The organism is Pararhizobium sp. O133, assembly GCF_051669845.1.
In the GTDB taxonomy this organism is placed as follows: Bacteria; Pseudomonadota; Alphaproteobacteria; order Rhizobiales; family Rhizobiaceae; genus Pararhizobium.
Genome location: NZ_CP196426.1, coordinates 4401825 through 4427739, shown reverse-complemented (window position 1 = coordinate 4427739; position 25915 = coordinate 4401825). Strand labels below are relative to the sequence as shown.

Annotated in this window: 23 protein-coding genes and 1 tRNA gene; 16 read left to right on the top strand and 8 right to left on the bottom strand. The window is 61.0% G+C overall.

Annotated features, from left to right (window positions below; translation table 11 throughout):
• Nucleotides 1–62 precede the first annotated feature (62 nt).
• Both pgi and ACST81_RS21485 read right to left on the bottom strand, forming a co-directional pair.
• Nucleotides 63–1688 carry a glucose-6-phosphate isomerase gene (gene pgi / locus ACST81_RS21490; RefSeq protein ID WP_438750457.1) on the bottom strand — a complete coding sequence of 542 codons (1626 nt, stop codon included), beginning with the start codon at nt 1686–1688 and terminating at the stop codon, nt 63–65.
• A gap of 449 nt (nt 1689–2137) precedes the next feature.
• Entirely contained in the window at nt 2138–3838 is a 1701-nt protein-coding gene (locus ACST81_RS21485) for a long-chain fatty acid--CoA ligase (RefSeq protein WP_438750456.1), read from the bottom strand.
• 408 nt (nt 3839–4246) lie between these two features.
• Between ACST81_RS21485 and ACST81_RS21480 the strand changes: the two genes are divergently transcribed.
• The 3 genes from ACST81_RS21480 (at nt 4247) to ACST81_RS21470 (ending at nt 7824) form a co-directional block, all read left to right on the top strand.
• Nucleotides 4247–5452, top strand: a complete 1206-nt coding sequence (locus tag ACST81_RS21480; protein ID WP_438750455.1) for an MFS transporter — start codon at nt 4247–4249, stop codon at nt 5450–5452.
• Between the two features lie 187 nt (nt 5453–5639).
• Nucleotides 5640–6794 (top strand): AI-2E family transporter, encoded by a 1155-nt coding sequence (locus ACST81_RS21475; RefSeq protein WP_438750454.1) that lies wholly within the window; start codon nt 5640–5642, stop codon nt 6792–6794.
• A gap of 202 nt (nt 6795–6996) precedes the next feature.
• On the top strand, nt 6997–7824 hold the full coding sequence (locus ACST81_RS21470) for a bifunctional allantoicase/(S)-ureidoglycine aminohydrolase (RefSeq protein WP_438750452.1): 828 nt from the start codon (nt 6997–6999) through the stop codon (nt 7822–7824).
• Between the two features lie 38 nt (nt 7825–7862).
• Here the strand turns inward: ACST81_RS21470 and ACST81_RS21465 are convergent, their stop codons facing one another.
• The gene (locus ACST81_RS21465; protein ID WP_438750451.1) at nt 7863–8051 is read right to left on the bottom strand and encodes a hypothetical protein; all 189 of its coding nucleotides are present in this window, start codon (nt 8049–8051) and stop codon (nt 7863–7865) included.
• A gap of 258 nt (nt 8052–8309) precedes the next feature.
• The gene (locus ACST81_RS21460) at nt 8310–8471 is read right to left on the bottom strand and encodes a hypothetical protein (protein WP_438750449.1); all 162 of its coding nucleotides are present in this window, start codon (nt 8469–8471) and stop codon (nt 8310–8312) included.
• A gap of 333 nt (nt 8472–8804) precedes the next feature.
• Between ACST81_RS21460 and ACST81_RS21455 the strand changes: the two genes are divergently transcribed.
• On the top strand, nt 8805–9338 hold the full coding sequence (locus tag ACST81_RS21455; protein ID WP_438750448.1) for a DUF992 domain-containing protein: 534 nt from the start codon (nt 8805–8807) through the stop codon (nt 9336–9338).
• 433 nt (nt 9339–9771) lie between these two features.
• Here ACST81_RS21455 and ACST81_RS21450 read toward each other — a convergent pair.
• Nucleotides 9772–9847: transfer RNA gene (locus ACST81_RS21450), tRNA-Thr, on the bottom strand.
• Nucleotides 9848–9973: 126 nt separating this feature from the next.
• Nucleotides 9974–10933, bottom strand: a complete 960-nt coding sequence (locus ACST81_RS21445; RefSeq protein ID WP_438750447.1) for an NAD(P)H-dependent flavin oxidoreductase — start codon at nt 10931–10933, stop codon at nt 9974–9976.
• A 483-nt stretch (nt 10934–11416) separates the two neighbouring features.
• On the opposite strand from ACST81_RS21445, the gene ACST81_RS21440 reads away from it, so the two are divergent.
• On the top strand, nt 11417–12574 hold the full coding sequence (locus tag ACST81_RS21440) for a biotin transporter BioY (RefSeq protein ID WP_438750445.1): 1158 nt from the start codon (nt 11417–11419) through the stop codon (nt 12572–12574).
• Between the two features lie 27 nt (nt 12575–12601).
• Here the strand turns inward: ACST81_RS21440 and ppk2 are convergent, their stop codons facing one another.
• The gene (gene ppk2 / locus ACST81_RS21435; RefSeq protein ID WP_438750444.1) at nt 12602–13483 is read right to left on the bottom strand and encodes a polyphosphate kinase 2; all 882 of its coding nucleotides are present in this window, start codon (nt 13481–13483) and stop codon (nt 12602–12604) included.
• A 147-nt stretch (nt 13484–13630) separates the two neighbouring features.
• On the opposite strand from ppk2, the gene phoR reads away from it, so the two are divergent.
• The 7 genes from phoR (at nt 13631) to phoB (ending at nt 21411) form a co-directional block, all read left to right on the top strand.
• Nucleotides 13631–14872 carry a phosphate regulon sensor histidine kinase PhoR gene (gene phoR / locus ACST81_RS21430; protein ID WP_438750443.1) on the top strand — a complete coding sequence of 414 codons (1242 nt, stop codon included), beginning with the start codon at nt 13631–13633 and terminating at the stop codon, nt 14870–14872.
• 194 nt (nt 14873–15066) lie between these two features.
• The gene (locus ACST81_RS21425) at nt 15067–16101 is read left to right on the top strand and encodes a substrate-binding domain-containing protein (RefSeq protein WP_438750442.1); all 1035 of its coding nucleotides are present in this window, start codon (nt 15067–15069) and stop codon (nt 16099–16101) included.
• Nucleotides 16102–16201: 100 nt separating this feature from the next.
• Nucleotides 16202–17686: a phosphate ABC transporter permease subunit PstC gene (gene pstC, locus ACST81_RS21420; protein WP_438750441.1), complete on the top strand. Its 1485-nt coding sequence runs from the start codon at nt 16202–16204 to the stop codon at nt 17684–17686.
• The gene (gene pstA / locus ACST81_RS21415; protein WP_438750440.1) at nt 17683–19005 is read left to right on the top strand and encodes a phosphate ABC transporter permease PstA; all 1323 of its coding nucleotides are present in this window, start codon (nt 17683–17685) and stop codon (nt 19003–19005) included. The genes pstC and pstA overlap by 4 nt, the downstream gene beginning before the upstream one ends.
• 12 nt (nt 19006–19017) lie before the next feature.
• Nucleotides 19018–19833: a phosphate ABC transporter ATP-binding protein PstB gene (gene pstB, locus ACST81_RS21410; RefSeq protein ID WP_438750439.1), complete on the top strand. Its 816-nt coding sequence runs from the start codon at nt 19018–19020 to the stop codon at nt 19831–19833.
• A gap of 79 nt (nt 19834–19912) precedes the next feature.
• Entirely contained in the window at nt 19913–20623 is a 711-nt protein-coding gene (gene phoU, locus ACST81_RS21405) for a phosphate signaling complex protein PhoU (RefSeq protein WP_438750437.1), read from the top strand.
• Between the two features lie 104 nt (nt 20624–20727).
• On the top strand, nt 20728–21411 hold the full coding sequence (gene phoB / locus ACST81_RS21400) for a phosphate regulon transcriptional regulator PhoB (protein WP_325465677.1): 684 nt from the start codon (nt 20728–20730) through the stop codon (nt 21409–21411).
• Between the two features lie 72 nt (nt 21412–21483).
• On the opposite strand, the gene ACST81_RS21395 is transcribed toward phoB, so the two are convergent.
• The gene (locus ACST81_RS21395; RefSeq protein ID WP_438750435.1) at nt 21484–22014 is read right to left on the bottom strand and encodes a GcrA family cell cycle regulator; all 531 of its coding nucleotides are present in this window, start codon (nt 22012–22014) and stop codon (nt 21484–21486) included.
• Between the two features lie 166 nt (nt 22015–22180).
• Here ACST81_RS21395 and ACST81_RS21390 point away from each other — a divergent pair, with 166 nt between their 5' ends.
• The 4 genes from ACST81_RS21390 to ACST81_RS21375 all read left to right on the top strand — a co-directional run bounded on the left by ACST81_RS21390 (nt 22181) and on the right by ACST81_RS21375 (nt 25882).
• Complete coding sequence (locus ACST81_RS21390) at nt 22181–22429, top strand: hypothetical protein (RefSeq protein ID WP_438750434.1); 249 nt, start codon at nt 22181–22183, stop codon at nt 22427–22429.
• 20 nt (nt 22430–22449) lie between these two features.
• Nucleotides 22450–23649, top strand: coding sequence for an aspartate aminotransferase family protein (locus ACST81_RS21385; protein WP_438750433.1), 1200 nt, complete (start codon nt 22450–22452; stop codon nt 23647–23649).
• 44 nt (nt 23650–23693) lie between these two features.
• On the top strand, nt 23694–24611 hold the full coding sequence (gene argF / locus ACST81_RS21380) for an ornithine carbamoyltransferase (RefSeq protein WP_438750432.1): 918 nt from the start codon (nt 23694–23696) through the stop codon (nt 24609–24611).
• 275 nt (nt 24612–24886) lie between these two features.
• Nucleotides 24887–25882 carry an Hsp33 family molecular chaperone gene (locus ACST81_RS21375; RefSeq protein WP_438753750.1) on the top strand — a complete coding sequence of 332 codons (996 nt, stop codon included), beginning with the start codon at nt 24887–24889 and terminating at the stop codon, nt 25880–25882.
• Nucleotides 25883–25915 lie beyond the last annotated feature (33 nt).

Sequence of the window (25915 nt, the reverse complement as noted above, 5' to 3'; positions counted from 1 at the left end):
GAATGCAGGCTGAAGTGTGCGTTCAGCCTGCATTCATCCAGGTCGCCCGCAGGCGGGAAAGCTTAGCTCGCAGCCTTGAGAAGGGCCGCGACCAAGCCGGCCGTCGATGAATCGTGGCCGTCCGCGCTTTCCTTGCCTTCAACGACGGGCAGCAGGCCGGTTGCCAGTTCCTTGCCAAGCTCGACGCCCCACTGGTCGAAGGAATTGATGTTGAACAGGGCGCCCTCGACGAAGACGCGATGTTCGTAGAGCGCGATCAGGCGGCCGAAGGTGAACGGCGTCATCTTGTCGTAGACGAAGGTCAGCGACGGGCGGTTGCCATTGAAGACGCGGTGTGGCGCGATCCGCTCGATGAAGTCCTTGTCGAGGCCCTTCGACGCCATCTGCGCCTTGGCCTCTTCCAGCGTGCGGCCCTTCATCAGTGCTTCCGACTGCGCCAAGCAATTGGCGATCAGCAGTTCATGCTGATGGCGCAGGTTCGGCTCGTGACTATTGGCCGCGATCATGAACTCAGCCGGGATGATGCTCGTGCCCTGATGGATCAGCTGGTAGAAGGCGTGCTGGCCGTTGGTGCCGGGTTCGCCCCAGACGACCGGGCCGGAATTACCCTCGACCGCGGTGCCGTCAAGCGTCACGCCCTTGCCGTTCGATTCCATGTCGAGCTGCTGCAGGTAGGCGGGGAAGCGCGACAGGCGCTGGTCATAGGGCAGGATGGCGCGCGTGGCGTAGCCGAGCACGTTGCGGTGATAGAAGCCGAGAAGACCGAGCATCATCGGGATGTTCTCGCGCAGCGGTGCCGTGCGGAAATGGTTGTCGATGGCATGGGCACCGGCCAGGAACTCGCCGAAATTCTCCTTGCCGATGGCGATCATCAGCGGCAGGCCAATGGCCGACCAGATCGAATAGCGTCCACCGACCCAATCCCAGAAACCGAAGATGCGGTCGCTGTCGATGCCGAAGGCGGCGACCTTGTCGAGCGCGGTGGAAACGGCGCAGAAATGGCTGCCGACAGCCTTTTCGCCGAGCGCATCGGCGATGAAGGCGCGTGCGGTTGCCGCGTTGGTCATGGTCTCGATGGTGGTGAAGGTTTTCGACGCGACGATGAACAGCGAGGTGTCAGCGTCGAGCAGCTTCAGCGTGTCGGCGATGTGGGCGCCGTCGATGTTGGAGACGAAGTGCAGGCGCGGACCGTCATGTTCGGGCGCGAGTGCCAGCGTTGCCATGACCGGGCCGAGATCCGAGCCGCCGATACCGATATTGATCACGTCGGTGATCTTTTTGCCCGTGGCGCCCTTCAAGGTGCCGGAACGAATGCCGTCGGAAAACGTGCCCATGGAGTCCAGCACGGCGTTGACATCCGGCATCACATCCTTGCCATCGACCAGCACGGGCGTGTTGGAGCGGTTGCGCAGCGCGGTGTGCAGAACGGCGCGGCCTTCGGTGATGTTGATGATGTCACCGGCGAACATCGCGTCGCGCTTTTCGGCAACCTTTGCGGCCTTGGCGATGGCTTCCAGTCCGTCGATGATCCTGTCGTTCACCGCGCATTTCGAATAGTCGAACAGCATGTCGTCGAGCGTGATGCTGAACCGCGAAAAACGCTTGGGATCGCTCGCAAAAGCGGCCCTCAGATCGGTTGCGTTGGTGTCGGCGACGGTGGATTTCAGCTGGTCGACAAGAGCGGTCATCGCGGGATTCCTTGCTTTGCGGAAGGGTCGCGATAGCTAGTCGCTTTGGCCCCTGCAAATCAAGCACTTCCTGTCCGAAGCGGCGAAAAAGCCCGCGCTTTTAAATGGATTTAAATCCGACCTGTCCGGACGGTTGCATCCACGCTCGCTTACAGTAGATTTGGCGAATTCAGGGGCAGAAGCAGCCGCGCCGAACCAGCCGGCGCATCCGGGCGAATGGGCGTCCCGGACTGTAGCAGGACGCAGCCTTGTCCCTGAATGTGGAGGTGAACCATGTGGTCTCGACCATTTGGCATCACGTTTAGCATAAGAAAAACCCGCACGAGCTGGTCAATCACCGTGCGGGTCCATTTCTTAAGATAAACAAAGGTGGCTGGAGTTAGCGCTCCAGTCACCACTCCGCTAAAATAGTCGTTCCAACGGGTTCTGACAAGGAAAACCGGTTCCTCTCAGCCGCGCAAATCCTTGCGCAGGATCTTGCCGACATTCGACTTCGGCAGTTCGGTACGGAACTCGACGAATCTCGGGCGCTTGTAGTTGGTGAGATTGGCGATGCAATGGGCCTTGACGTCGGCTTCCGTCAGGTTCGGGTCCTTCTTGACGACAAACAGTTTCACCGCTTCGCCCGAGTGCTCGTCCGGTACGCCGATCGCGGCACATTCGAGGATGCCGGCGAGGGTCATCGCCACTTCCTCGATCTCGTTCGGGAAGACGTTGAAGCCCGAGACGAGGATCATGTCCTTCTTGCGATCGACGATCTTTACCAGCCCTTGCGGGTTCATGAAGCCGATATCGCCGGAGCGGAAGAAGCCATCGGCGGAAATGGCTTTCGCGGTATCCTCCGGACGCTGCCAGTAACCCGCCATGACCTGCGGGCCGCGGATGCATATCTCGCCGATGTCCCCGAGCGGCAGCATGTTGCCGTCCTCGTCGCGGATCTCGACATCTGTCGAAGGAAGCGGCAAGCCGATCGTGCCGGTGAACTCGCTCTGGTCCAGGCGATTGGCGGTGGCGACCGGCGAAGTCTCGGACAGGCCGTAGCCTTCCTTGATCGGCGATCCCGTCATCTTTTCCCAGCGCTCCGCGACAGGCCGCTGCACGGCCATACCGCCGCCGAAGGTGAGCGCGAGATCGCTGAAGTCGAGCTTCTGGAATTCGGCATTGTTCATCAGGGCGTTGAACAGCGTGTTGAGGCCCGGGAAGATGTTGATCTTGTACTTGGCGATTTCCTTGACGAAGGCCGGAATGTCGCGCGGATTGGGAATGAGGATGTTTTCCCCGCCAGTGCTCAGGCCCATCAGCGCGTTCACCGTCAGGGCAAAGATGTGATAGAGCGGCAGCGCGCAGAGGAAAACCAGATGATCCGGGCGCTTGCGGTGGGTGAAGGCGGTTTCCAGCCAGAGACCCATCTGCGCCATGTTCGACAGAAGGTTGGAATGGGTCAGCGTTGCGCCCTTGGAAACGCCCGTTGTGCCGCCGGTATATTGCAGGAAAGCAACATCGCTCGGCTTGACATCGACGGATTTCAGCGTCTGCCGGCCGCCATTGGCGAGGACGGATTTGAACGACAGGTGGCCGGGCAGCGACCAGGCGGGAACCAGCTTCTTCACCTTGCGCACGACGATATTGACGATCAGGCCCTTGACGCCGAGCAGGTCGCCCATCGTGGTGACGACGATATGCTTGAGGCTGGTCCTGGCCGCCACTTGCTCGACCGTATGGGCGAAATTCTCCAGCACGAAGATCGCCTTGGCGCCGGCATCCTTCAACTGATGTTCGAGTTCGCGCGGCGTGTAGAGTGGATTGACGTTCACGACAGTATAGCCGGCGCGCAGGATGCCGAACACAATGACCGGATTCTGCAGGATGTTCGGCATCATCACGGCGACGCGGTCGCCCTTGGCAAGGCCGGTCGATTGCAGCCAGGCGCCGATCTTGCGGCTCTGGGCGTCGAGAGCGGCGAAGGTCAGCGTTTTGCCCATGCAGGTAAACGCCGCGCGGCCGGCATATTTCTGGCACGACTGGACAAAGAGGTCGCCGATCGAGTTGTAGGGCAGGGGAGCAATTTCAGCCGGCATGCCCGCCGGATAGGATTGAAGCCACGGCTTGCTCGCATGGGTCCCGGGCGTCTGCATGTGTGTATCCGGCATGTCTCTCTCCCTCATGCTGCCTACCTTAACGGCTTCCAAGCGCGGCGCATGCGCTCGTTCCACCTGATTTATTCACGTATCCTGTCGCAAGGCCTTCCGGTCGCTGTCAGAATATGCGTCGGCGAAACAATCCCTCCAGATTCCTTCGCCATTTCAAGATGAGGCTTTTGTCATGCCCCATCAAGCCCATTCGCAATTATATAACTTTAACGTAAACGTCAATTAAGGATGGAATCGATATATCAGATGGCCAGATTTCTCGGGATGGTGGCGCAGCATTTGCTTTGCGCGCGGCTGTGAAAAAGGATATTGCAATGCAATAGTTCGGCTCGTTCCTCCCAATCCTGGCCGGCGTCCCATTTTCAAGACCAAACAGTTTGCGCCGCAAGGCTGCCGATGGATCATTTTATGGCTGATAACGTTCTTTCCCCCGCTCCGGTCGCCCGTTGGGGTGGCCTGTCCAGTGCCGAATTCGCCCTCGCTGTCGGTGGGTTCGGGATAGGCACCGGCGAATTCGCCATTATGGGCCTGCTGCCGCAGGTCGCAGAAGACATGGCTGTCTCCGTTCCCTATGCCGGCCATGTCATCAGCGCTTATGCGATCGGCGTTGTCGTCGGCGCGCCGTTGCTTGCCGTGCTCGCCGCCAAGTCGTCGCGTCATAACGTGCTGCTGATGTTGATGAGCCTGTTTGCGATTGGCAATCTTGCCAGCGCGGTCGCCAGCAGCTTCGGACTTCTCGTCGCGGCGCGCTTCCTTGCCGGCCTCCCGCATGGCGCATTTTTCGGCGTCGCGGCGCTCGTCGCAGCCGGCATGGCCGCGCCACACCAGAAGGCACGTGCCATCGGCCGCGTTATGATGGGCCTGACGGTCGCAACCCTGCTCGGAACGCCGCTCGCCGCTTGGTTCGGCCAGGCGCTCGGCTGGCGCGCCGCCTTCGGCATTGTCGGTGCCATCAGCGTTTTGACTGTTGTCCTCACGTGGTTCTACGTTCCGCGCGACCGCGCCAATCCGACAGCCTCGCCGTTGACCGAACTCGGTGCGCTCGGCAAGGCGCAGGTCTGGCTGACGCTCGGCATCTGTGCCATCGGCTGCGGCGGCATGTTCGCCGTCTTCAGCTATATCACGCCGGCCTTGACGGACGTGGCGGGCGTGTCGCTCGGCACCGTCCCGATCATGCTCTCGGTCTTCGGCGCCGGCATGATCCTCGGCAATATCGTCGGTTCGCGTCTGGCCGACTGGTCGCTGATGTCGGCCATCGGCATCGCGCTTGTCTTCAACCTCGTCGCCTATGTCCTCTTTTATTTCACCATGCATACGCCGTGGATGGCGGTGGTCAACGTGCTTCTGATCGGTGGCGGCTTTGCCGTCGTTCCGGGCGTCCAGATGCGGTTGATCAATGTATCCGGCGAGGCGCAGACGCTGGCGGCAGCGCTCAGCCACTCCGCCTTCAACCTTGCCAACGCGCTCGGCGCCTGGCTGGGCGGCCTGTCGATCGCCGCCGGTTATGGCTGGACGTCGACGGGCCTCGTCGGTGCGATGATGGCGGTGGCCGGTATCGGCATCTTCCTGTCGTCGGTGTTCCTCGACCGGTCGCGAGCCGCACGCGCAGCCTGACCTCGTCAAGCTGCGCCACCTTGCCGCAAGCCTTTTCTTACCGTGAAATGCGGCTGTCATCCCCTTGTGTTGACGATGCGATCATACTTACGTAGGCGCATGTTTCGCCACATGGCGGCAACGAATGGAAACACGCTGGTGCGGGGCGGCTTTTGCTGTCATCCTGCGACCGCGGAAGGAGATGTTTTTGCAATTGAGCAATCGCGAACGGGAGGAAACGCCGCAGGAGCCGCGGCTGTTCGGCCGGCCGGCCTATGAGCGTTCCGCGCTCGTCGGACCTATTGCCGCTGCGCGCTGGCTGCTCGTCTTCGTCCTTCTCGCCGGCGTCTATTTCTTTCACGGTTTTCTCGTGCCGGTGCTCGCGGCGCTTGTCATCGGTTTTGCCAGCTGGCCGATCTATCGGCGGCTGCTCGTCGTCATCGGCGGCAATCGCACGCTCGGCGCCACGATCGCCATCGTTGCCGTCATTTCCTTCATCGTCGCGCCGATTTCGCTTGCCGCCGTCTATGCGGTCGACGAAGTCCGCAGTTGGGTGGTCTGGATCATCGAGACGAACGCGTCCGGTGCTGCCGTCCCGGCCTGGCTGACGCAGATCCCCGGGGTTGGTGTCTGGTTTGGCGAGCAATGGGCGAAATATGTCGGCCATCCCGGCGCGCTCGGGGAACTCGTCCAGTTGGTCAGCGGCTCCAACATCGGCAATATCTATCGCGGCGTGTTGGTTGTCGGCGCGTCCGCCTTCCAGTCCTTCCTGACACTGCTGTTCATGCTGATCACCCTGTTCTTCGTTTATCGTGACGGCGAGAAGCTGGTGGGGCAACTCGACAAGCTTGGCGAACGTATCCTGCCGATGCGCTGGGAGCGCGTCTCCCGTATCGTGCCGCTCACCATCAGTTCGACCGTGACCGGCATGGGCGTCATCGCCATCGGCGAGGGCATCGTGCTCGGCATCGCCTACTGGATGGCCGGTGTGCCATCGCCGGTCACACTCGGCATCATCACCGGCATCATGGCGCTCGTCCCTGGCGGCGCGCCGCTCTGTTTCACGCTGGTATCGGTCTATCTGGTCGCCAGCGGCTCGGTCTTTGCCGGCGTGGCGCTGTTCGCCTGGGGCACGATCGAGCTGTTCATCGTCGACAAGACCTTGCGGCCGCGCCTCGTCGGCGGCCCGATCAAGCTGCCTTTCCTTCCGACCTTCTTTGGTCTGGTCGGCGGTGTGAAGACCATGGGATTTCTCGGACTCTTCGTCGGCCCGGTGCTGATGGCTCTGCTGGTCTCCATCTGGCGCGAATGGTTACGTGAAGTCACCGCCCAGCCGGCACCTCCCGGCCGGATCATCACATAAGGAAGACGGGATTGCCCGGATGCACAAGGGCCACCGGATTGGAAACGAAACCACCGATTTCCCCACAATAGACGAAACTGAATCCGGAAACGGAGAGGAATTGCCGCGTGATCTGCGTACCGGCTTGCGCTAATAATTTCCAAGGAGCTAACCGGCAATCCTGCCGCCGCGAGGCCTACAATTCGAAAATCCAGGAACGCAGATGAACAGCACATATTACGCCCCGACGGGCGGCAACCCGCCGCAGACGCAGTTGCTGACCGATCGCGCCGTCTTCACCGAGGCTTACGTCGTCATCCCCAAGGGCGTGATGATGGATATAGTCACCAGCTTCCTGCCGTTCTGGGATAAGACGCGGCTGTGGATCCTGTCACGTCCGCTCTCCGGTTTCGCCGAGACCTTCTCGCAATATATCATGGAAGTCGCGCCTGGCGGCGGCAGCGACCGGCCGGAACTCGATGCTGATGCCGAAGGGGTGCTCTTCATCGTCGAGGGCGAACTGACGGTGACGCTGGATGGCGAATCTCACCGCATGACGCCAGGCGGCTACGCCTTCATTCCGCCGGCGAGCAAATGGTCGGTGCGCAATACCAGCAATGAAGCCGTTCGTTTCCATTGGATCCGCAAGGCCTATGAGGCTGTCGAGGGACTGGATCAACCGACGCCGCTGTTCCTCAACGAAGCAGATATTGCCCCGTCACCGATGGCCGGCACCGAAGGAAAATGGGCGACGACCCGTTTCGTCGATCCTAACGACCTGCGCCATGACATGCATGTGACGATCGTTACCTTCGAGCCGGGCGCGATCATCCCGTTCGCTGAAACGCATGTCATGGAACACGGGCTTTATGTTCTGGAGGGCAAGGCCGTCTATCGGCTCAATCAGGATTGGGTGGAGGTCGAGGCCGGCGACTATATGTGGCTGCGCGCCTTCTGCCCGCAGGCCTGCTATGCCGGCGGTCCCGGCAAGTTTCGTTACCTGCTCTACAAGGACGTCAACCGGCACATGAAGCTGAAGCCGCGCGCCTGAGCGCGCGGCCGTGATCACAGCAGTCTGTCGGGTTTTTCTCAGGCGAAACCGGCAGGCAGCGGTGCGATTGTCCGGTCGCTGCCATAGTCGCGCTGATGGGCGATGTGACCACGCAGGCGGCGCGAAACGGAGCCGATCTCGATTTCCGGAAGTGTGAAGACACCATCGGCAAACGTGCCGGTGTCGGTCGTTTCTTCGCGTTTGGACTTGAGCAGGTTGAAGATCATCAAAGGTCCCTCCCGGTTTTCGCATCAACGGCCCATCCGCCGAATCCGTTCCGCTGATAGGTCAGAAATAGTTAAAAATTAACCATGTTTGACGCGGCCCAGCATCGCCGGATAGGTCCGACAGGGCATCATAGCGCGGATTGATGGCAGTTTTTGATCGGGAGGAGAGGCCGCTTCACCCTCGACGGCGAAATCCGGTCGATGATTCGTCGTCCCGAAACAACGGGCAGCGAACGAAGGGCAAGCCGCCCTGTATGCTTAATTCAGCGGATAGGTCGTGATTTCGTCGCGCAGGATTCGGAAGGCTTCGTCGAGCGCATCGACGAGAATGTCGGTGAGCTTGTCGCCATTGTCGTCCTGCAGCAGCAAGGCGATGGCCGCGTCCTGGGCGCTCGGTATATATTCGCCGATGTTCGACATATCATTGTCCTTTCTTGGCCGGCATCATGCCGAGAGAGGAGAGAGTAGGGCGCATCGCTTGTCCGGGGCTTGAGGCTTCTTTTTCCATGGGGTGTTCCCGGTATTGCGCACCAACCATCCCAGCGCCAGCCGTAGGATCGGGTTGGCGTGCGAGCAGGGTGCCTTCGAAATGACCCAATGGCAGTTGAACTGTGGAACGGCCTGCCTCCTTGCGCGTTCCCTGCTTGGAGCGTCAAGGACGCCGACAGGCAAGATTCCGGCCACTCCTGCCGGTCAATGTGCCGGTTGTTCGACCGAACGCATGCACGGTCACGGTTTTAGAAGGAAGACAACATGAAGAATATTTTTGCCATGGCGCTCACCGCGGCCACGCTCTTTGCAGGCGGCACCTCCGCGGTGATGGCGGCCGATCCCGTCGAAGGTGCTCCGGCGCCGACCTATGAAGAATCCGATGTGCGCGGCGGCGTAAAGATCGGCTATCTGACCTGCGAAGTCGGTGGCGGTGTCGGGTATGTTCTTGGCTCGGCCAGAGAAGCAGATTGCACCTTCCGCTCCACCGTCGGTGCTGAGCGGACGGACCACTATACCGGCGCGATCCGCAAGATGGGCGTCGATCTCGGTTTCACCACCAGGAGCAAGCTCGTCTGGGCCGTGCTGGCACCGACCGCCGGCTATCACCAGGGTTCGCTGAGCGGCCTCTATCAGGGCGCAAGCGCCGAAGCGACCGTGGGTGCCGGCATCGGCGCCAACGTCCTGGTCGGCGGCACGTCGGGCTCGATCCACCTGCAGACGATCAGCGTCACCGGCCAGATCGGCCTTAACCTCGCGGCCGGCGGCGCATCGATGACGCTGACATCCGTGAACTGATGTGGCCAGCCCTCCGCATTGGCGGAGGGCTGTTTTCGCGCACTCATAAAGGATTCGGTCAAACCTGGCCGGGTCTTTTATACGTTCGCGGTTGTTGCCGCGTATCTGTTGCATGGCGATCAGACGATGAAAGCATGAATTTATTGATCGTGGCCGAAAGCCTGGAACTCTTGTGGGAAATCCGCGTTTGAACACGCAGCGAAACAGGAGTTCATCCGATGCTTGCGAAACTCTCATATGTTGCGTTCGGCTTTCTCGCTGCGGTCAGTTTCATCGTGATTGGCGCTTTGATCGATACCCCTTCGACTGGGCCCGGGAAGACCGGAAGGCTCACAGGCGCTGTTGCCCCCGCTGGCGTTCTGGCGGAACGCTTCGGGTAGTCATGCGGAAGATTTTGCGCTTAGAGATTGCCTATAACCGGTCAGAAAAGAAATGGTGCCGCTTGCAGGACTCGAACCTGCGACCCCATCATTACGAATGATGTGCTCTACCACCTGAGCTAAAGCGGCCCGCATGCGTTCCGCAGTGGCTGCGGAACGATGTGTGAGGGGCTGATACCTGCAAATTGTTGGGATTTCAAGCCATCAAGTTTTGAGAACAGGAAAAAAGCGCGGGACAATCCGTGTGGTATGGTTTCAGAGGGCCAGCCGTTGGCGCGCCAGTGCGTATTCGCCCGCCAACCGGTCGACAAGCGTTGCGACGGGCGCGATTTCGGTGACGGCGCCGATGCCTTGGCCGCAGCCCCAGATGTCCTTCCAGGCCTTGGCGCCCGTGGTTGCCGTTTCGAAATCCATCTTGGACGGGTCCGCTTCCGGCAGGTTGTCCGGATCCATGCCGGCGGCGGCGATCGAGGGCTTCAGGTAGTTGCCGTGAATGCCGGTGAAATAATTGGAATAGACGATGTCGCCGGCGCTGCTGTCGACGATCATCTGCTTGTAGGCGTCGCTGGCGCGGGCTTCCGCAGTCGCGATGAAGGGTGAGCCGATATAGGCCATGTCGGCGCCCATCGCCTGGGCTGCAAGGACGCCGCCGCCGGTGGAAATCGCGCCGGACAGGAGAAGAGGTCCGTCGAACCAGGTGCGGATTTCCTGGACAAGTGCAAACGGAGACAGCGTGCCGGCATGGCCACCGGCGCCGGCAGCAACCGCGATCAGGCCATCGGCCCCTTTGCGGATGGCCGAATTGGCATGGCGGTTGTTGATGACGTCGTGCAGCACGATGCCACCATAGGAATGAACAGCGGCGTTGACCTCCGGCACGGCGCCGAGCGACGAGATGACGATCGGCACCTTGTATTTGACGCAGAGCATCAAATCATGCTCGAGCCGCTTGTTGGACTTGTGAACGATCTGGTTGACGGCGAAGGGGGCCGCCGGCTTGCCAGGGTTGCGGCTGTTATGGGCGGCCAGTTCCTCTGTGATCTCGGCCAGCCACTCGTCCAGCTGCGCTTCCGGGCGGGCGTTGAGCGCTGGGAAAGAGCCAACCACGCCGGCCTTGCACTGGGCGAGCGTCAGCGCCGGATGCGAGATGATGAAAAGCGGCGCTGCGACGACCGGCAGCCGGGTGGTGCCGTTGAGAAGGGCTGGCAAGGACAAGTGTTCGCTCCCGGGTTCATTTATTTGACGTTTTCGTAAACGTAAGAATATTAGCAGCGACTCAGTCTTTTGCAAAGGCGATTTGTGCCGCCCAAGGCACGCGCCAGCACTGAAACCGCCGGGTTTTCCCCTGCATAGGCCGGGACTTTGGCGCGCAAGGCTTGCAGATCGGTGTTTCAACCGTTACCCAATTGTTAACACATCCAAAAGCGGTCCGGTTTTTCAAGAGGATTTCCGCTGCCATGGATCGGGGAACCGAGGCGCGCGTTGCTGCGACGTCGAAGGGAAATTTTGGTGGCATGGCGCTTTATCGGCTTTGGCCACATGCGGCATGCTCTGGTTCGGCGCTTCGATGCCCGCACTACTGCATAATTCCCCTTAAGTCGGAATCGATTTAAGGATAAAATTATGCAGCATATTTAAAGCGTTACAGCGACCTTTGCGCGTCATGTTTGACGCGTGGCGCTGTAGGAAGGACGAAGTGTGAGCGGACTGGAAACTGCCATCAGGCACGCGCTGGAACGGTCCGACCGGACGAGTTCCGAAACCCGTGCGCGCATCTATCAGTCGGCCCGAAATGCGCTTGAGGCCGGCCTGCGCAAGCAGGATGTCCATGATCCGGAGGTCATCGCGCAGCAGCGCCACCGGCTGGAAGCCATCATCCATGGGATCGAACTGGAAGAGCGCACCGCCCTGAAGGCGGAGGCTTCCACCGTCTCGCCGGTGCGCCCGGAAACCGACAGCCGCGTGCCGGCGGCGGAACTCGACGATGGTGCCCATCTGCCGCCGCAGGGGTCTACTGCTGCGTTCGATGGTGGGGTTGAACCCGTCGTCGATGGCGGGCTGGATGGCTTGCGTCCGGACCGCCGTGCAATCGCGCGTGCGGACGAGGCTGCTGTTGCCGCCGTGGCTGCCGAGCCGCAGGTCACGGGCAAGCGCGGCAAGGCTGCCAAGGTTATCCCTCCGGCAAAGCCGCGTCGGCACAAGCGTGGAAGTTTCCTGTCCTTCGTCATGGTCGTCACCACATTGGGCGCGGCGTTTCTGGGGGCCGTCTGGTGGGTCGACACGAGCGGACTTTTGAAGACGGCGGCGGAGCGCGACACCAGTGTCGCCAATCCGCCCTCTACGGTCCAGTCCGAGGATTTTGACGGTGGGGCAGGGCTGAAGACGCTCGGAACCCAGTCGGGCTTCACCGGCGACTGGGTCGATGTCTTCACCCCGGCCGACATGGCCAGGGTCTCAGTCGAGGCCCGCGTCGCAGCAGACCCAGTCACCGACGAAAAGGGCCAGCGCCTGCGCATCACATCGGCCTCGCCGGATCAGGATGGCAATGTGCGGATCGAGATTCCGACGGCCATGCTCGGGCAGATTTCCGGCAAGACGTCGACGGTGGCGCTCAGCGTCCAGGCGGATTCCGGCAAGCAGACCCAGTTTTCCGTCGAATGCGATTTCGCTTCGCTCGGCGATTGCGGTCGTCACCGCTTCACGGTCAACGAGGAAAAGAGCAACATGCTGTTCAAGGTGACGTTCGACCGCAGTCTGGCGCCGAGCTCGCCCGGTCATATCCTGATCAACAGCGATGTGACCGGCTCCGGCAGCAGCCTCAGTCTCTATGCCGTCCGGATTCTGCCGGGGCAGTGATCCCGACGGAGCCTGTCTGGCTGGTCTCTACTTCAGGAAATCGGGACCGAAGCCGAGGATATTGCCGTCGATCTCGCCGATTGCTCCCTTGTCCTTGCCGTCGTAATCGAGCGTCGTCAGGATGTGGCGAATGAGATCCAGCCGCGCCCGCCGCTTGTCGTTGGCGCGCACCACAGTCCAGGGCGCGTGCTCGGAATGGGTTTCCTTCAGCATGAGGTCGCGTGCCTCGGTATAGTCGTCCCACTTCGTCAGCGCCGCGATGTCCATCGGCGACAGCTTCCACACTTTCAAGGGATCGTGGCGCCGGTCGTGGAAACGCTTCAACTGCATCTCGCGGCCGATATCCAGCCAGAACTTGAACAGGCAAATGCCGTCCGAGGTGACGAGCTTTTCGAAGCGCGGCGTCTGCTTGAGGAAGTGCTCTTGCTGTTCAGGCGTGCAGAAGCCCATGACGGGCTCGACGCCGCCGCGATTGTACCAGGAGCGATCGAACATCACGAATTCGCCGGCGGTCGGGAAATGCGCGATATAGCGCTGGTAATACCATTGGCCGCGTTCGGTTTCGGTCGGTTTGGTCAGTGCCACAACGCGCGAGGAGCGGGGATTCATATAAGCGCGGGTTTCATGGATCGCGCCACCCTTGCCGGCCGCATCCCGGCCTTCGAAGATCGCCATCACCCGCTTGCCCGTCGCCTGCAGCCAGAACTGTAGTTTTACAAGCTCGATCTGCAGCTTTTCCAGCGTATCGTCATAGAGATCGCCATCAAGCTTCTTGTCATACGGGTAGTTTCCCGAGTCCAGCGCGGCCTTGTCGATCCAGGAGGGCAGTTCCGGATTGTCTATGTCGAAAATGCGCTGCTTGCCGTTGATCAGAAGGTCCACCGGCTTGTACCCTGCAGTCTCCATCATGATATGTCCTTGCCGAAAGCTTCCTCGGGCGACGCCGATTTCACGGGAGCAGGCCATAATTGCATTGCGAATTCAAGCATGCCGTGAAAATCATGTCATGAATCTCCGATATCAGCGGCTGATTGTATCCGTCAACGAGAGAGCATCTTGGAAGAGAAAAAGACAGTCTGGCAGCACTTGATCGACAGGGCTTGGTCGGAGAAGTGGTATATCGGCATTTCGGCCGCCGCCGCCTGCACCGCCATCGTCCTGGGCGTTCATGCGGTCGCCGTGCTGTTGTTCTGGCTGGTCTGGATGGCGGCGCTGCTCAGCCGTTCCGCCGATCCACGGCCGCCGCTTCCCGTAGCGGTCCCGACGCCGATCGAGACCGACAATCTCGGGGTTCTGGCCAGCGTCTTCAATGCACTCGACACGCCGATCATCGTGGTGGCTGCGGATGAAACCGTGCTGTTGCAAAATCAGGCGGCGGAAAAGGCTTTCGGCACCATTCCAGCCAATAGCGACCTGTCGGCACGCGTTCGCTCCCCCGGCATCCTCGACATGGTCCGTGAGACGATCGGGACCGGCAAGGCCAACCAGATCGAACATTCCGAGCGCTTTCCTTCCGAGGCGGTCTATATCGTCCGTGTCGCCGCCGCCGAAATCCGGTCGCCGGCCGATCGACGGCTCTATGTGCTGTCCTACCGCGATATTTCGCAGGCGCGCCGCATCGACCGGATGCGATCCGATTTTGTTGCCAATGCCAGCCATGAACTGCGCACCCCGCTCGCCTCGCTGCGCGGCTTCATCGAAACCCTGCAGGGGCCGGCCCGCAACGACGCCAGGGCGCACGAGAAATTCCTCGGCATCATGCATGAGCAGGCCACACGCATGAGCCGTCTCGTCGACGATCTCCTGTCTTTGTCGCGGCTGGAGCTGAAATCCCATATCGCGCCGGACGAGGCGATCGATCTCGGCCCCTTGCTCGCCCATGTCCGCGATACCCTGGCGCCGCTGGCGGAGGATCTGGATGTCGAGGTGACGCTGATCGTGCCCGAACAGCCGGTCGTCGTGCAGGGGGACCGCGACGAACTGACGGAAGTCTTCGAAAACCTGATCGAGAATGCCTGCAAATATGGCCAGGAAGGAAAGAAGGTCGAAGTCGTATTGTCGGGCGGCGGCGATCAACCGGCCGAGGTGTCCGTCCGCGATCACGGCCCGGGTATCCCGGCCGAACATGTTCCGCGGATTACCGAACGCTTCTATCGGGTTAATGTCGAAGCCAGCCGGTCCAAGAAGGGTACTGGCCTCGGGCTGGCGATCGTCAAGCATATCCTGACGCGACACAGAGCCCGGTTGCTGGTGCAATCGGAGGTCGGCAAGGGCACCGTCTTTACCGTGAGGTTTTGACACAAACTTCGCGGCGAAAACGTCAATTTGAAAAATAGACAAGTATTTTCAGCGACTTGATCTGTCACAAATGTTTCTTGAAACTGACATAAAAGATGTGGGCATCGGGCGCTAACTAGGGCAGCCGATCGACACGGCGAAAGCGAGCGCTGATGAAAAGCGCACCCACACAAGCCCATTCTGGGAGAATTCTGATGAAGTCCTTGAAACTCACCGTCGCAGCTCTGGTTGCTTCCGCCGCTTTTGCCGGCGTAGCCGTTGCCCGTGACCAGATCCAGGTTGCCGGTTCCTCGACCGTTCTGCCCTATGCCAAGATCGTTGCCGAAACCTTCGGCGAAACCTTCCCCGACTTCAAGACTCCGGTCGTTGAATCCGGCGGCACCGGTGCCGGCCTGAAGGAATTCTGCAAGGGCGTTGGCCCGGATACGATCGACATTGCCAACGCTTCGCGCAAGATCAAAGACAGTGAGCTGGAAACCTGCAAGGCAGCCGGCGTCACCGAAGTTCAGGAAGTCAAGATCGGTTATGACGGCATCGTCTTCGCAACCGACGCCGGCAATGCCGACCTGAAGCTGGTTCCGCAGGACCTCTACCTCGCACTCGCTGCTGAAGTCGTCGTTGACGGCAAGCTCGTTGCCAACCCCTACAAGAAGTGGTCGGAAGTCAACAAGGACCTGCCGGACGTTGAAATCGCCGCCTACATCCCGGGCGAAAAGCATGGCACGCGCGAAGTCTTCGACGAGAAGATGCTCGCTCACGGCTGCAAGGACGCTGGCGCTGCAGATGCGATCAAGGCGCTCGTTACAGACGAAAAAGAAGCTGCTGCCAAGTGCATCGCCGTCCGTAAGGACGGTCTGGCGATCGACATCGACGGCGACTACACCGAAACGCTCGCTCGTATCGCTTCCAACAAGAACGGCATCGGCGTCTTCGGTCTGTCCTTCTACGAAAACAATGCTGACAAGCTGAAGGTCGCAACCGTCAGCGGCATCGTGCCGTCGGGCGAAACGATTGCTTCCGGCGAATACCCGGTTTCGCGCCCGCTGTTCTTCTACGTCAAGAAGGCTCACCTCGGCGTTATCCCGGGCTTGAAGGAATATGTCGAATTCTTCCTCGACGATCAGATGGTCGGCCCGGACAGCCCGCTGGCCGCTTACGGCCTGGTTCCGGCTCCGGACGCGGAACGCGAAGCTGACCGCAAGGCGTTCACCGACGGCAACATGCTGTAATAGCTATGAGAAAACGCGGCACGGCAGTTTTGCCGTGCCGTACCTCCCGAGTTCGGATTTGCCGGCTTTCACTGATTGACAAGGCCGGGGGGATTTATCGATGAGCATCTCACTTATATTTTTGGTCGTTTTGATCGTTGGCCTTGGTGCATATTTTGCCGGCCGCGCCAGGGCGATGGCGAGCTCAAACGGCAAGCTGTCCGCACTCCACTCCCTTCCAGGTTATCACGGCGTCTATGCTGCCATCTGGGCAGTCCTGCCGGCCGCCGTCGTTCTGGCCCTCTGGCTGATCGCCAGCCCGTTCTTCGTCGAAAACGCCGTCAGGGACTCCCTGCCTGAAAGTGTCCGCAGCCAGGGTGTCGCAACCACCGAATTGATGCTCGGTCAGGTCGTGCAGGTTGCTAACGGTCTGCGGCTCCTGAGCGCCGATGAGATGGCCGCCGTCACGCGCGATCCGGCCACTCTGCGCGACGCGCTGGCCGCCAAGGGTGTGCCGATGGCGAATACCGGCGAAGCCTACATGGTCACGTCAGCGCAGACCTACAATTCGATGAAGGGCACCAGCGGCTGGGCGATGACTGTCGTCGTGCTGGTCATCGCCGTTGCCGGCGCTGTTTTTGCCATCCGTGGCATCAGCGCGCCTTTCCGGGCACGTAACCGTGTCGAGCGCGCCATGCTGGGCGCCCTGCTTCTTGCCTCGTCCATCGCGATCCTGACCACGGTTGGTATCGTCGGCTCGATGCTGTCCGAAGCGATCCGCTTCTTCCAGTCGGTCTCTCCGAGCACGTTCTTCTTCGGCACGGTCTGGGATCCGCGCTTCTCGGCTGCCGGCAGCGGGGGCACGGAAGGTCAATTCGGCCTGCTGCCGCTTCTCGCCGGCACGCTCTACATCGCCTTCGTCGCCATGCTCTTTGCCGTGCCGATCGGCCTCTTCGCCGCAATCTACATGGCCGAATATGCCAAGCCTGCGGTTCGCGGTATCGCAAAGCCGCTGCTCGAAATTCTCGCCGGCATCCCGACCATCGTCTACGGCTTCTTCGCCCTGATCACGGTTGGCCCTTTCCTGCGCGACATGTCGGCCCAGCTTAATGGCCTGGTGACCGGCAATTACGTCAACTTCATCCAGGCACAGAGCGTCCTGACCGCCGGTCTCGTCATGGGCATCATGCTGATCCCGTTCGTGTCGTCGCTTTCGGACGACATCATTACGCAGGTGCCCCGCGCCCTTCGCGATGGCTCGCTCGGTCTCGGCGCCACCCGCTCGGAAACCATCAAGCGCGTCATCCTCCCGGCCGCCCTTCCCGGCATCGTTGGCGCACTGCTGCTGACGGCTTCGCGTGCAGTCGGTGAAACCATGATCGTGGTTCTCGCCGCCGGTGTTGCCGCCCGCATGCAGCTCAATCCGTTCGAAGCGATGACGACGGTTACCGTCAAGATCGTCAATCAGTTGACCGGCGACCTCGAGTTCAACTCGCCGCAGACCCTGGTGGCCTTCGCGCTCGGTATCACCCTGTTCGCCATAACGCTCTGCCTCAACATCTATGCACTCTACATCGTGCGCAAATATCGGGAACAGTACGAATGACCGACGTTACATCCTCCGTACAGTCCACGTTTCAGCGCCCGGCCCAGGCAAGACGCGATATCGGCATCAAGAAGCGCTATGCAGCCGAACGCCGTTTCCAGGCCTATGGCTTCGCCGCGATCCTGATCGGCCTGTTCTTCCTGTTCGTGCTTCTCTGGACAGTCGTTTCCAAGGGCTACACCGCCTTCCAGCAGACGGCGATCACCCTGCCGATCGAGTTCTCCGAAAAGATCATCGATCCGAAAAACGAGCGTGGCACCAATCCCGCCAAGCTGATGACTGCCAACTATCCTCTTCTGGTCCGCGATGCCCTCGTCAAGGTGCTTGCCATCGACCCGGCCGACAAGGCGCTGGTCAAGAAGGCGACGGAAATGGTGTCTGCAAGCGCCCGCACGCAATTGCGCGATCTCGTTGTTGCCGATCCGGCGATCATCGGCACCACCGTCAACGTATCGCTTCTGGCTGAAGGCAATATCGACAGCGCCAACAAGGGGCAGATCGACCTGACGGTCGCCGAGGCGAACCGCAAGGTGAAGGATCAGCAGATCAAATGGATGGCGACCCTGTCCGACAGTGGTGCGCTCGCCAAGGAGTTCAATACAGGCCTGTTCACCTATGGCGCATCGAGCCGTCCTGAAGCCTCCGGTATCGGCGTTGCGGCCCTCGGTTCGCTCTACATGATGCTGATCGTGCTCGTGCTGGCTTTGCCGATCGGTGTCTGCGCGTCGATCTATCTTGAAGAGTTCGCCCCGAAAAACCGCCTGACGGACCTGATCGAGGTGAACATCAACAATCTCGCGGCCGTTCCGTCCATCGTCTACGGTCTGCTCGGCCTGTCGATCTTCATCAACTTCGCCGGCATGCCCCGTTCGGCCGCCGTGGTCGGTGGCCTGGTGCTGACGCTGATGACGCTTCCGACGATCATCATCGCCACCCGCGCCGCGCTGAAGGCGGTTCCGCCGTCGATCCGCTCGGCCGCCCTTGGCCTCGGTGCGTCGAAGATGCAGACGATCTTCCACCACGTTCTGCCGCTCGCCATGCCGGGCGTTCTCACCGGCACGATCATCGGCTTGGCGCATGCGCTCGGCGAAACCGCGCCGCTTCTGCTGATCGGCATGGTCGCCTTCGTGGTCGATTATCCCGGCTCGCCGATGGAGCCGTCCACGGCACTGCCAGTGCAGATCTATATGTGGGCCAACGAAGCCGAACGTGCATTTGTCGAACGGACGTCGGGTGCGATCATGATCCTCTTGATCTTCCTCGTCGTCATGAACCTGGGCGCAATCCTGTTGCGGCGTCGCTTTGAGCGTCGCTGGTAGTGAGGTAAGAACATGAACATGATGTCAGAAGCAGCAGTTGAAAAGGCGCTGGACCAGAAAATGAACACTGTCCCGTTGAAGATGATCGGCAAGGACGTTTCGGTCTATTATGGCGAGAAGCGTGCGCTGTACGACGTGAACCTGGATGTCCGCGAAAACACCGTGACCGCGCTGATCGGCCCTTCCGGCTGCGGCAAGTCCACCTTCCTGCGGACGCTGAACCGCATGAACGACACGATCGATAATTGCCGCGTTACCGGCAAGATTACGCTCGATGGTGGCGATATCTACGATCCGAGCATCGACGTCGTTGAACTTCGTGCCCGCGTCGGCATGGTCTTCCAGAAGCCGAACCCGTTTCCGAAGTCGATCTACGAGAACGTCACCTACGGTCCGAAGATCCACGGTCTCGCCCGCACCAAGGCGGAACTCGACCAGATCGTCGAGCAGAGCCTGCAGAAGGCCGGCCTCTGGAACGAGGTGAAGGACCGTTTGCATGAATCCGGCACCGGTCTCTCCGGCGGCCAGCAGCAGCGCCTGTGCATCGCACGCGCCGTCGCCGTCAGCCCGGAAGTGATCCTGATGGACGAGCCGTGCTCGGCACTGGACCCGATCGCGACCGCCAAGGTCGAGGAACTGATCCACGAACTGCGCACCAACTACACGATCGTCATCGTGACGCATTCGATGCAGCAGGCCGCCCGCGTGTCGCAGCGCACCGCCATGTTCCACCTCGGCAATCTCGTCGAGGAAAACGACACCGACAAGATGTTCACAAACCCGGATGATCAGCGCACCCAGGACTACATCATGGGCCGCTTCGGCTGAGGATATGTCCCGTGGCCTGCCCGGCGTTCGGGGAGGCGGCTGTTTCCCAATTGGATTGTGATCACGAGGAAAAACAATCATGTCTACACACATCGTTTCCGTCTATGACGAAGATCTGAAATACCTGACCCGCCGCATCTCCGAAATGGGCGGTCTGGCCGAGCAGATGGTTGCCGAATCCGTGCGCGCTTTGGTCAATTCCGACCTGGCGCTCGCCCAGAAGGTTATCTCCGACGACGCCATTCTCGATGATGCCGAGCGCCAGATCGGCGAAAAGGCGATCATCACCATCGCCAAGCGCCAGCCGATGGCGGCCGACCTGCGCGAAATCATGGGCTCGATCCGCATCGCCGCCGACCTGGAACGCGTCGGCGACCTCGGCAAGAACACCGCCAAGCGCGTCATCGCCGTTGCCAGCTCGACCCTGCCGCGTCAGCTGGCCCGTGGCCTGGAACACCTGGCCGAGCTTGCTCTCGTTCAGCTCAAGGAAGTTCTCGATGTCTACGCGTCGCGTTCGCCTGAAAAGGCCAACAGCATCCGCGAGCGCGATGGCGAGATCGATGCGATCTACACGTCGCTGTTCCGCGAACTTCTCACCTACATGATGGAAGATCCGCGCAACATCACGCCGTGCACCCATCTTCTGTTCTGCGCCAAGAACATCGAGCGCATCGGCGACCATGCGACCAACATCGCCGAGACGATCTACTACATGGCGACCGGCGCGCAGCTGGTCGGCGAGCGGCCGAAGGACGACACGGCCAACACCGTCGGTGCGGTCGGAAACTGATCGCGTCGCACAAATAAGTAAGCCGATTCTTACGTGAAGGCGCGCGCGGCCGCTGGAGCCGCTCGGCATGCCAGGTGGACCGGGCGCCAAGGAGCTCATGGACTATGCTGCCAAGAATTGCCGTTGTTGAAGATGAAGAGGCGCTGAGCGTCCTCCTGCGCTACAACCTTGAGGCCGAAGGGTTTGAAGTCGATACGATCAACCGTGGTGACGAAGCCGAAATGCGCCTGCAGGAGCGTCTTCCCGACCTGCTGATCCTCGACTGGATGCTGCCGGGTGTGTCCGGCATCGAGCTTTGCCGTCGCCTGCGCCAGCGTTCCGAAACCGAGCGCCTGCCGATCATCATGCTGACCGCGCGTGGCGAGGAAAGCGAGCGCGTCCGCGGTCTCGCCACCGGCGCCGACGATTATGTCGTCAAGCCGTTCTCGACGCCGGAACTGATGGCGCGGGTGAAGGCCATGCTGCGCCGTGCGAAGCCGGAAGTCCTCTCCACGCTTCTGAAATGCGGCGATATCGAACTCGACCGCGAAACCCACCGGGTCCATCGCAAGGCCCGCGAAGTGCGCCTCGGGCCGACCGAGTTCCGTCTACTGGAATTCTTCATGGCCTCGCCGGGCCGCGTGTTCTCGCGCTCCCAGCTTCTGGATGGCGTCTGGGGTCACGATATCTATGTCGACGAGCGTACCGTCGACGTCCATGTGGGCCGTCTGCGCAAGGCGTTGAACTTCTCCAACATGCAGGACGTCATCCGCACCGTGCGCGGCGCCGGATATTCGCTGGAAAGCTGATCTGTCAATTTTCGGCCGGACATGAAAAAGGGGCCATTTCGGCCCCTTTTTTGATGCGTGTGACGCTGTGCCTCAGCGTGCCCTGCGGCGTTCCGCGGACGGCTGGTAGGCCAGCTTCGCATGGAACGTGCAGTAGGGTGACGTATCGGGAGAGTCGTTGCCACAGAAGTGGAACTCTTCCTTCATCGGATCGCCGATCGGCCACTTGCAGGTGCGGTCGGTAAGCTGAGTCAGACCCAGACGGCGCGACATCGGAACGACGACATTGCTGGCTGGAGCCTCCTCGCGCTGTTCGATCGCGTCGATCTCGACCTCTTCCTTCATTACGGCAGCGCCGGTCGTCCGCGTTGCAGCGCGGGGCGCGGTCATGCGCGAGGCAAAAGTGTTGCCGGCCGTGCGCGGAGCAGCCGGTGCCGGGCGCTTTGCGCGAGCTGTCGTCGTGGTGCCGCCAGCCTTGGCGCGGCCCGGCAGGCAAAGCCGGTGCACCTTGCCGATGACGGCGTTGCGGCTGACGCCGCCGAGTTGAGCGGCGATCTGGCTCGCGCTCAGACCCTCGGACCACAATTTCTTGAGTTTCTCGACCCGCTCGTCAGTCCAGTTCATGGTCATGTCTCCATTCACAGCGTTGGTGATGGTCGAATCCTCCACCGGACCCCGGCAACGATCCGAGGTTGAAACGCGATAACACTTTTGGTGACTAGGTCCGCCGCATGCGTTCTAGTAATTGTTTATTAACGTAGAGCCCGGGGGACTCCGTGACAAGAGTCCCATGAATCACGCCGAATCGATTTTCGAGTTTTCCCCAACTTGCTTGCGATGCGTGGTATTTTTGCAAGAGCGTGGCGTAAAAAAATTCGCGGGCCGTTCGGTGCGCGGGAATGGCTGCAAACCATGGCCTTTTGTTGACATCGCGGTGCGAAATGAAGATAGTGCCATCGCCGCCGCAAGGCGGCATTTTGATTTTTCAGGGCTGGCCTCAGCCCGGTGTAAACACGTGACCCAGACAATCACGCCGTGATGATTGAGGAGACTTGCGCCATGGCCGATGCCACGCCGCTTTACGACACATATGCCCGCGCACCCCTTCGGTTCGAGCGCGGCGAAGGCGTCTGGCTGATCGCCGAGGACGGCACCCGCTATCTGGACTTCGCCGCCGGCGTCGCGGTCAATTCGCTCGGCCATGCCCATCCGCATCTGGTATCGGCGCTGAAGGAGCAGGCCGAGAAGGTCTGGCACTTGTCCAATCTCTACGAGGTTCCGGGCCAGGAAAGCCTCGGCCGCCGGCTGACCGATGCGACCTTTGCCGACAAGGCGTTTTTCACCAATTCCGGCGCCGAGGCGCTGGAATGCGCGATCAAGACGGCGCGGCGCTACCATTTCGCCAAGGGCCATCCGGAAAAATTCCATATCATCACCTTCGAAGGCGCCTTCCATGGCCGCACGCTGGCGACCATCGCGGCCGGTGGACAGGCGAAATATCTCGAGGGCTTCGGTCCGAAGGCTCCGGGCTTCTATCAGGTTCCGTTCGGCGACATGCCGGCCCTGAAGGCCGCCATCACCGAGGAGACGGCCGCGATCCTGATCGAACCGATCCAGGGCGAGGGCGGCATCCGCACCGTTCCCAAGGAATTCCTGCAGGAACTGCGCGCACTTTGTGACGAATACGGCCTCCTCCTGATCTTCGACGAGGTCCAGTGCGGCGTCGGCCGGACTGGCAAGCTGTTTGCCCATGAATGGTCGGGTATCACCCCGGACATCATGGCTGTCGCCAAGGGTATCGGCGGCGGCTTCCCGCTCGGTGCCTGCCTTGCGACCGAGGAATCGGCAGCCGGCATGGTCGCCGGTACGCATGGATCGACCTATGGCGGCAATCCGCTCGCCATGGCCGTCGGCAATGCCGTCCTTGACGTCGTGTTGGCCGACGATTTCCTGCCGCATGTCCGCGATGTGGCCTTGGTCTTCCGCCAAGGACTGGCCTCGCTTGCCGATCGCTTCCCCGATGTCATCGAGGAAATCCGTGGCGATGGCCTGATGCTCGGCATCAAGGCCAAGGTGCCGTCGGCAGACCTGTTGAAGGCCATCCGGGCGGAACACCTGCTGGCCGTTCCTGCGGGTGAAAACGTCATTCGCCTGCTGCCCCCGCTCACCACGACGGCGGAGGAGGCCCGCGAGGGTCTCGCCCGCATCGAGCGGGCGGCCGAGCATCTGACGGTGGAACGACGACAGGCGTCAGTCTGAACGACGTTTCCCGCATGCTCGAATAATGACAGGATTTGAATAGAATGGCCGATACAAGACACTTTCTCGACCTCTCCGCAATGACGTCGAATGACCTGAGAACCATCATCGACGACGCCCGCGTCCGCAAGGTAGCCACCAAGGCCGGCACGGCGGAAAAGCCGCTGGCCGGCAAGATGCTGGCGATGATCTTCGAAAAACCGTCGACCCGTACCCGTGTTTCCTTCGATGTCGGCATGCGCCAGCTCGGCGGCGAAACGCTGTTTCTCTCCGGCACCGAAATGCAGCTTGGCCGCGCTGAAACCATCGGCGATACCGCCAAGGTCCTGTCGCGTTATGTCGACGCCATCATGATCCGCACCACCGATCACAGCCGCCTGCTGGAACTGGCCGAACACGCGACCGTCCCTGTCATCAACGGCCTGACCGATACAACGCATCCCTGCCAGATCATGGCCGACATCATGACCTTCGAGGAGCATAGCGGGCCGGTGAAGGGCAAGACGATCGCCTGGACCGGCGATGGCAACAACGTGCTGCATTCCTTCGTCGAGGGGTCTGCCCGTTTCGGCTACCAGATGAACATGGCCGTTCCGCTCGGTTCCGAGCCGGACGACAAGATCCTCAACTGGGCCCGCAACAATGGCGGCAATATCAAGCTCTATCATGAGGCTGAACAGGCCGTGGATGGCGCTCATTGCGTGGTCACCGATACCTGGGTCTCCATGAACCAGGAACATCGCGCCCGCGGCCACAATGTCTTCCAGCCTTTCCAGGTCAATGAGGCGCTGATGAAGCGGGCGGACAAGGATGCGTTGTTCATGCACTGCCTGCCAGCCCATCGCGGCGAGGAAGTCACCGACGAGGTCATCGACGGCAGGCAATCCGTCGTCTTCGACGAGGCCGAGAACCGCCTGCACGCCCAGAAGTCGGTCCTTGCCTGGTGCCTCGGCGCCCTGTGAGCAGGCTCGCCCACGCGACTTGAAAACGGCCGGGCGGCACACGATCTATGGACCAGAAAGATGACCGGCGCCGAACACGCGACCGGTCATCGTCGTTGATGACGCCAACCATCCGTTCGCTTCGACCCTGAAGCGACAAGACCGGCCGCCGCTTTTTCCGGATGCACTCTGGACAAACCGGGACGGCACGGGATCAATGAACAGATCGGACATCGCGTCGCTGCGGGGCTCGGCTCCTCGGGCGCATCTGTGGCCGAACACGAAGGAGCAAGATGATGACGGAAACCATGCCGGGCCTCGGCGAATTCGATTTTGCCGGTGACGATCACGTCGTACCGTTTCAGGTTGAAGGCCTTGATGTGCGCGGCCGCGCCGTCCAGCTCGGCCCGATGCTGGATGCCATTCTCGAACGCCACAATTATCCGCTGCCGGTCGCCCGTCTTGTTGCCGAAACAGTCGTGCTGACGGTCCTGCTTGGCACCTCGCTGAAATTCGAAGGCAAGCTGATCGTTCAGACAAAGAGCGACGGCCCGGTCGATCTGGTCGTCGCGGATTTCGCGACGCCGGACCGTGTGCGCGCCTATGCCCGTTACAGCGAGGAAGCCTTGGCGGTTGCAGTCAATAACGGCCAGACCCAGCCGCAAGAGCTGCTGGGGGAGGGCGTTCTGGCCTTTACCATCGATCAGGGCGCCCATATGCAACGCTACCAGGGCATCGTGCCGCTAGATGGTGCGAGCCTGGAGGAGATCGCCGGCGTCTATTTCCGCCAGTCGGAACAGATCCCGACCAAGGTGCGCCTCGGCGTTGCCGAATTGCTCGACCGCGATGAAAACGGCAAGCCGCGTCATCGCTGGCGGGCTGGCGGCATGGTGGCGCAGTTCCTGCCCGACGCGCCGGAGCGCATGCGCCAGCGCGACCTGCATGGAGGTGACGGCGACACGACGGATGCGGATGGCGATTTCGAAGTCGACGATCTCTGGGGTGAAGCCAGCGTCATGGTCCAGACCATCGATGCCGACGAACTGACCGATCCAACCGTCGGGACCGAGCGTTTGCTCTACCGGCTGTTCCACGAGCGTGGCGTCAAGGTCTATCCGCCGCAGGCTGTCTACGACAAGTGCAGCTGTTCACGCGAAAAGCTGCGCGACGTGCTGGCGAGCCTCAGCCAGGAGGACATCGAGCATTCGATGGAAGACGGGAAGGTTTCGGTCACCTGCGAATTCTGCTCGACGACCTACCGGTTCGAAGCAACCGAGATCCGGCCACAGTAAAAAGCGGCCATTGGGGCGCTTTATCTTGGATAA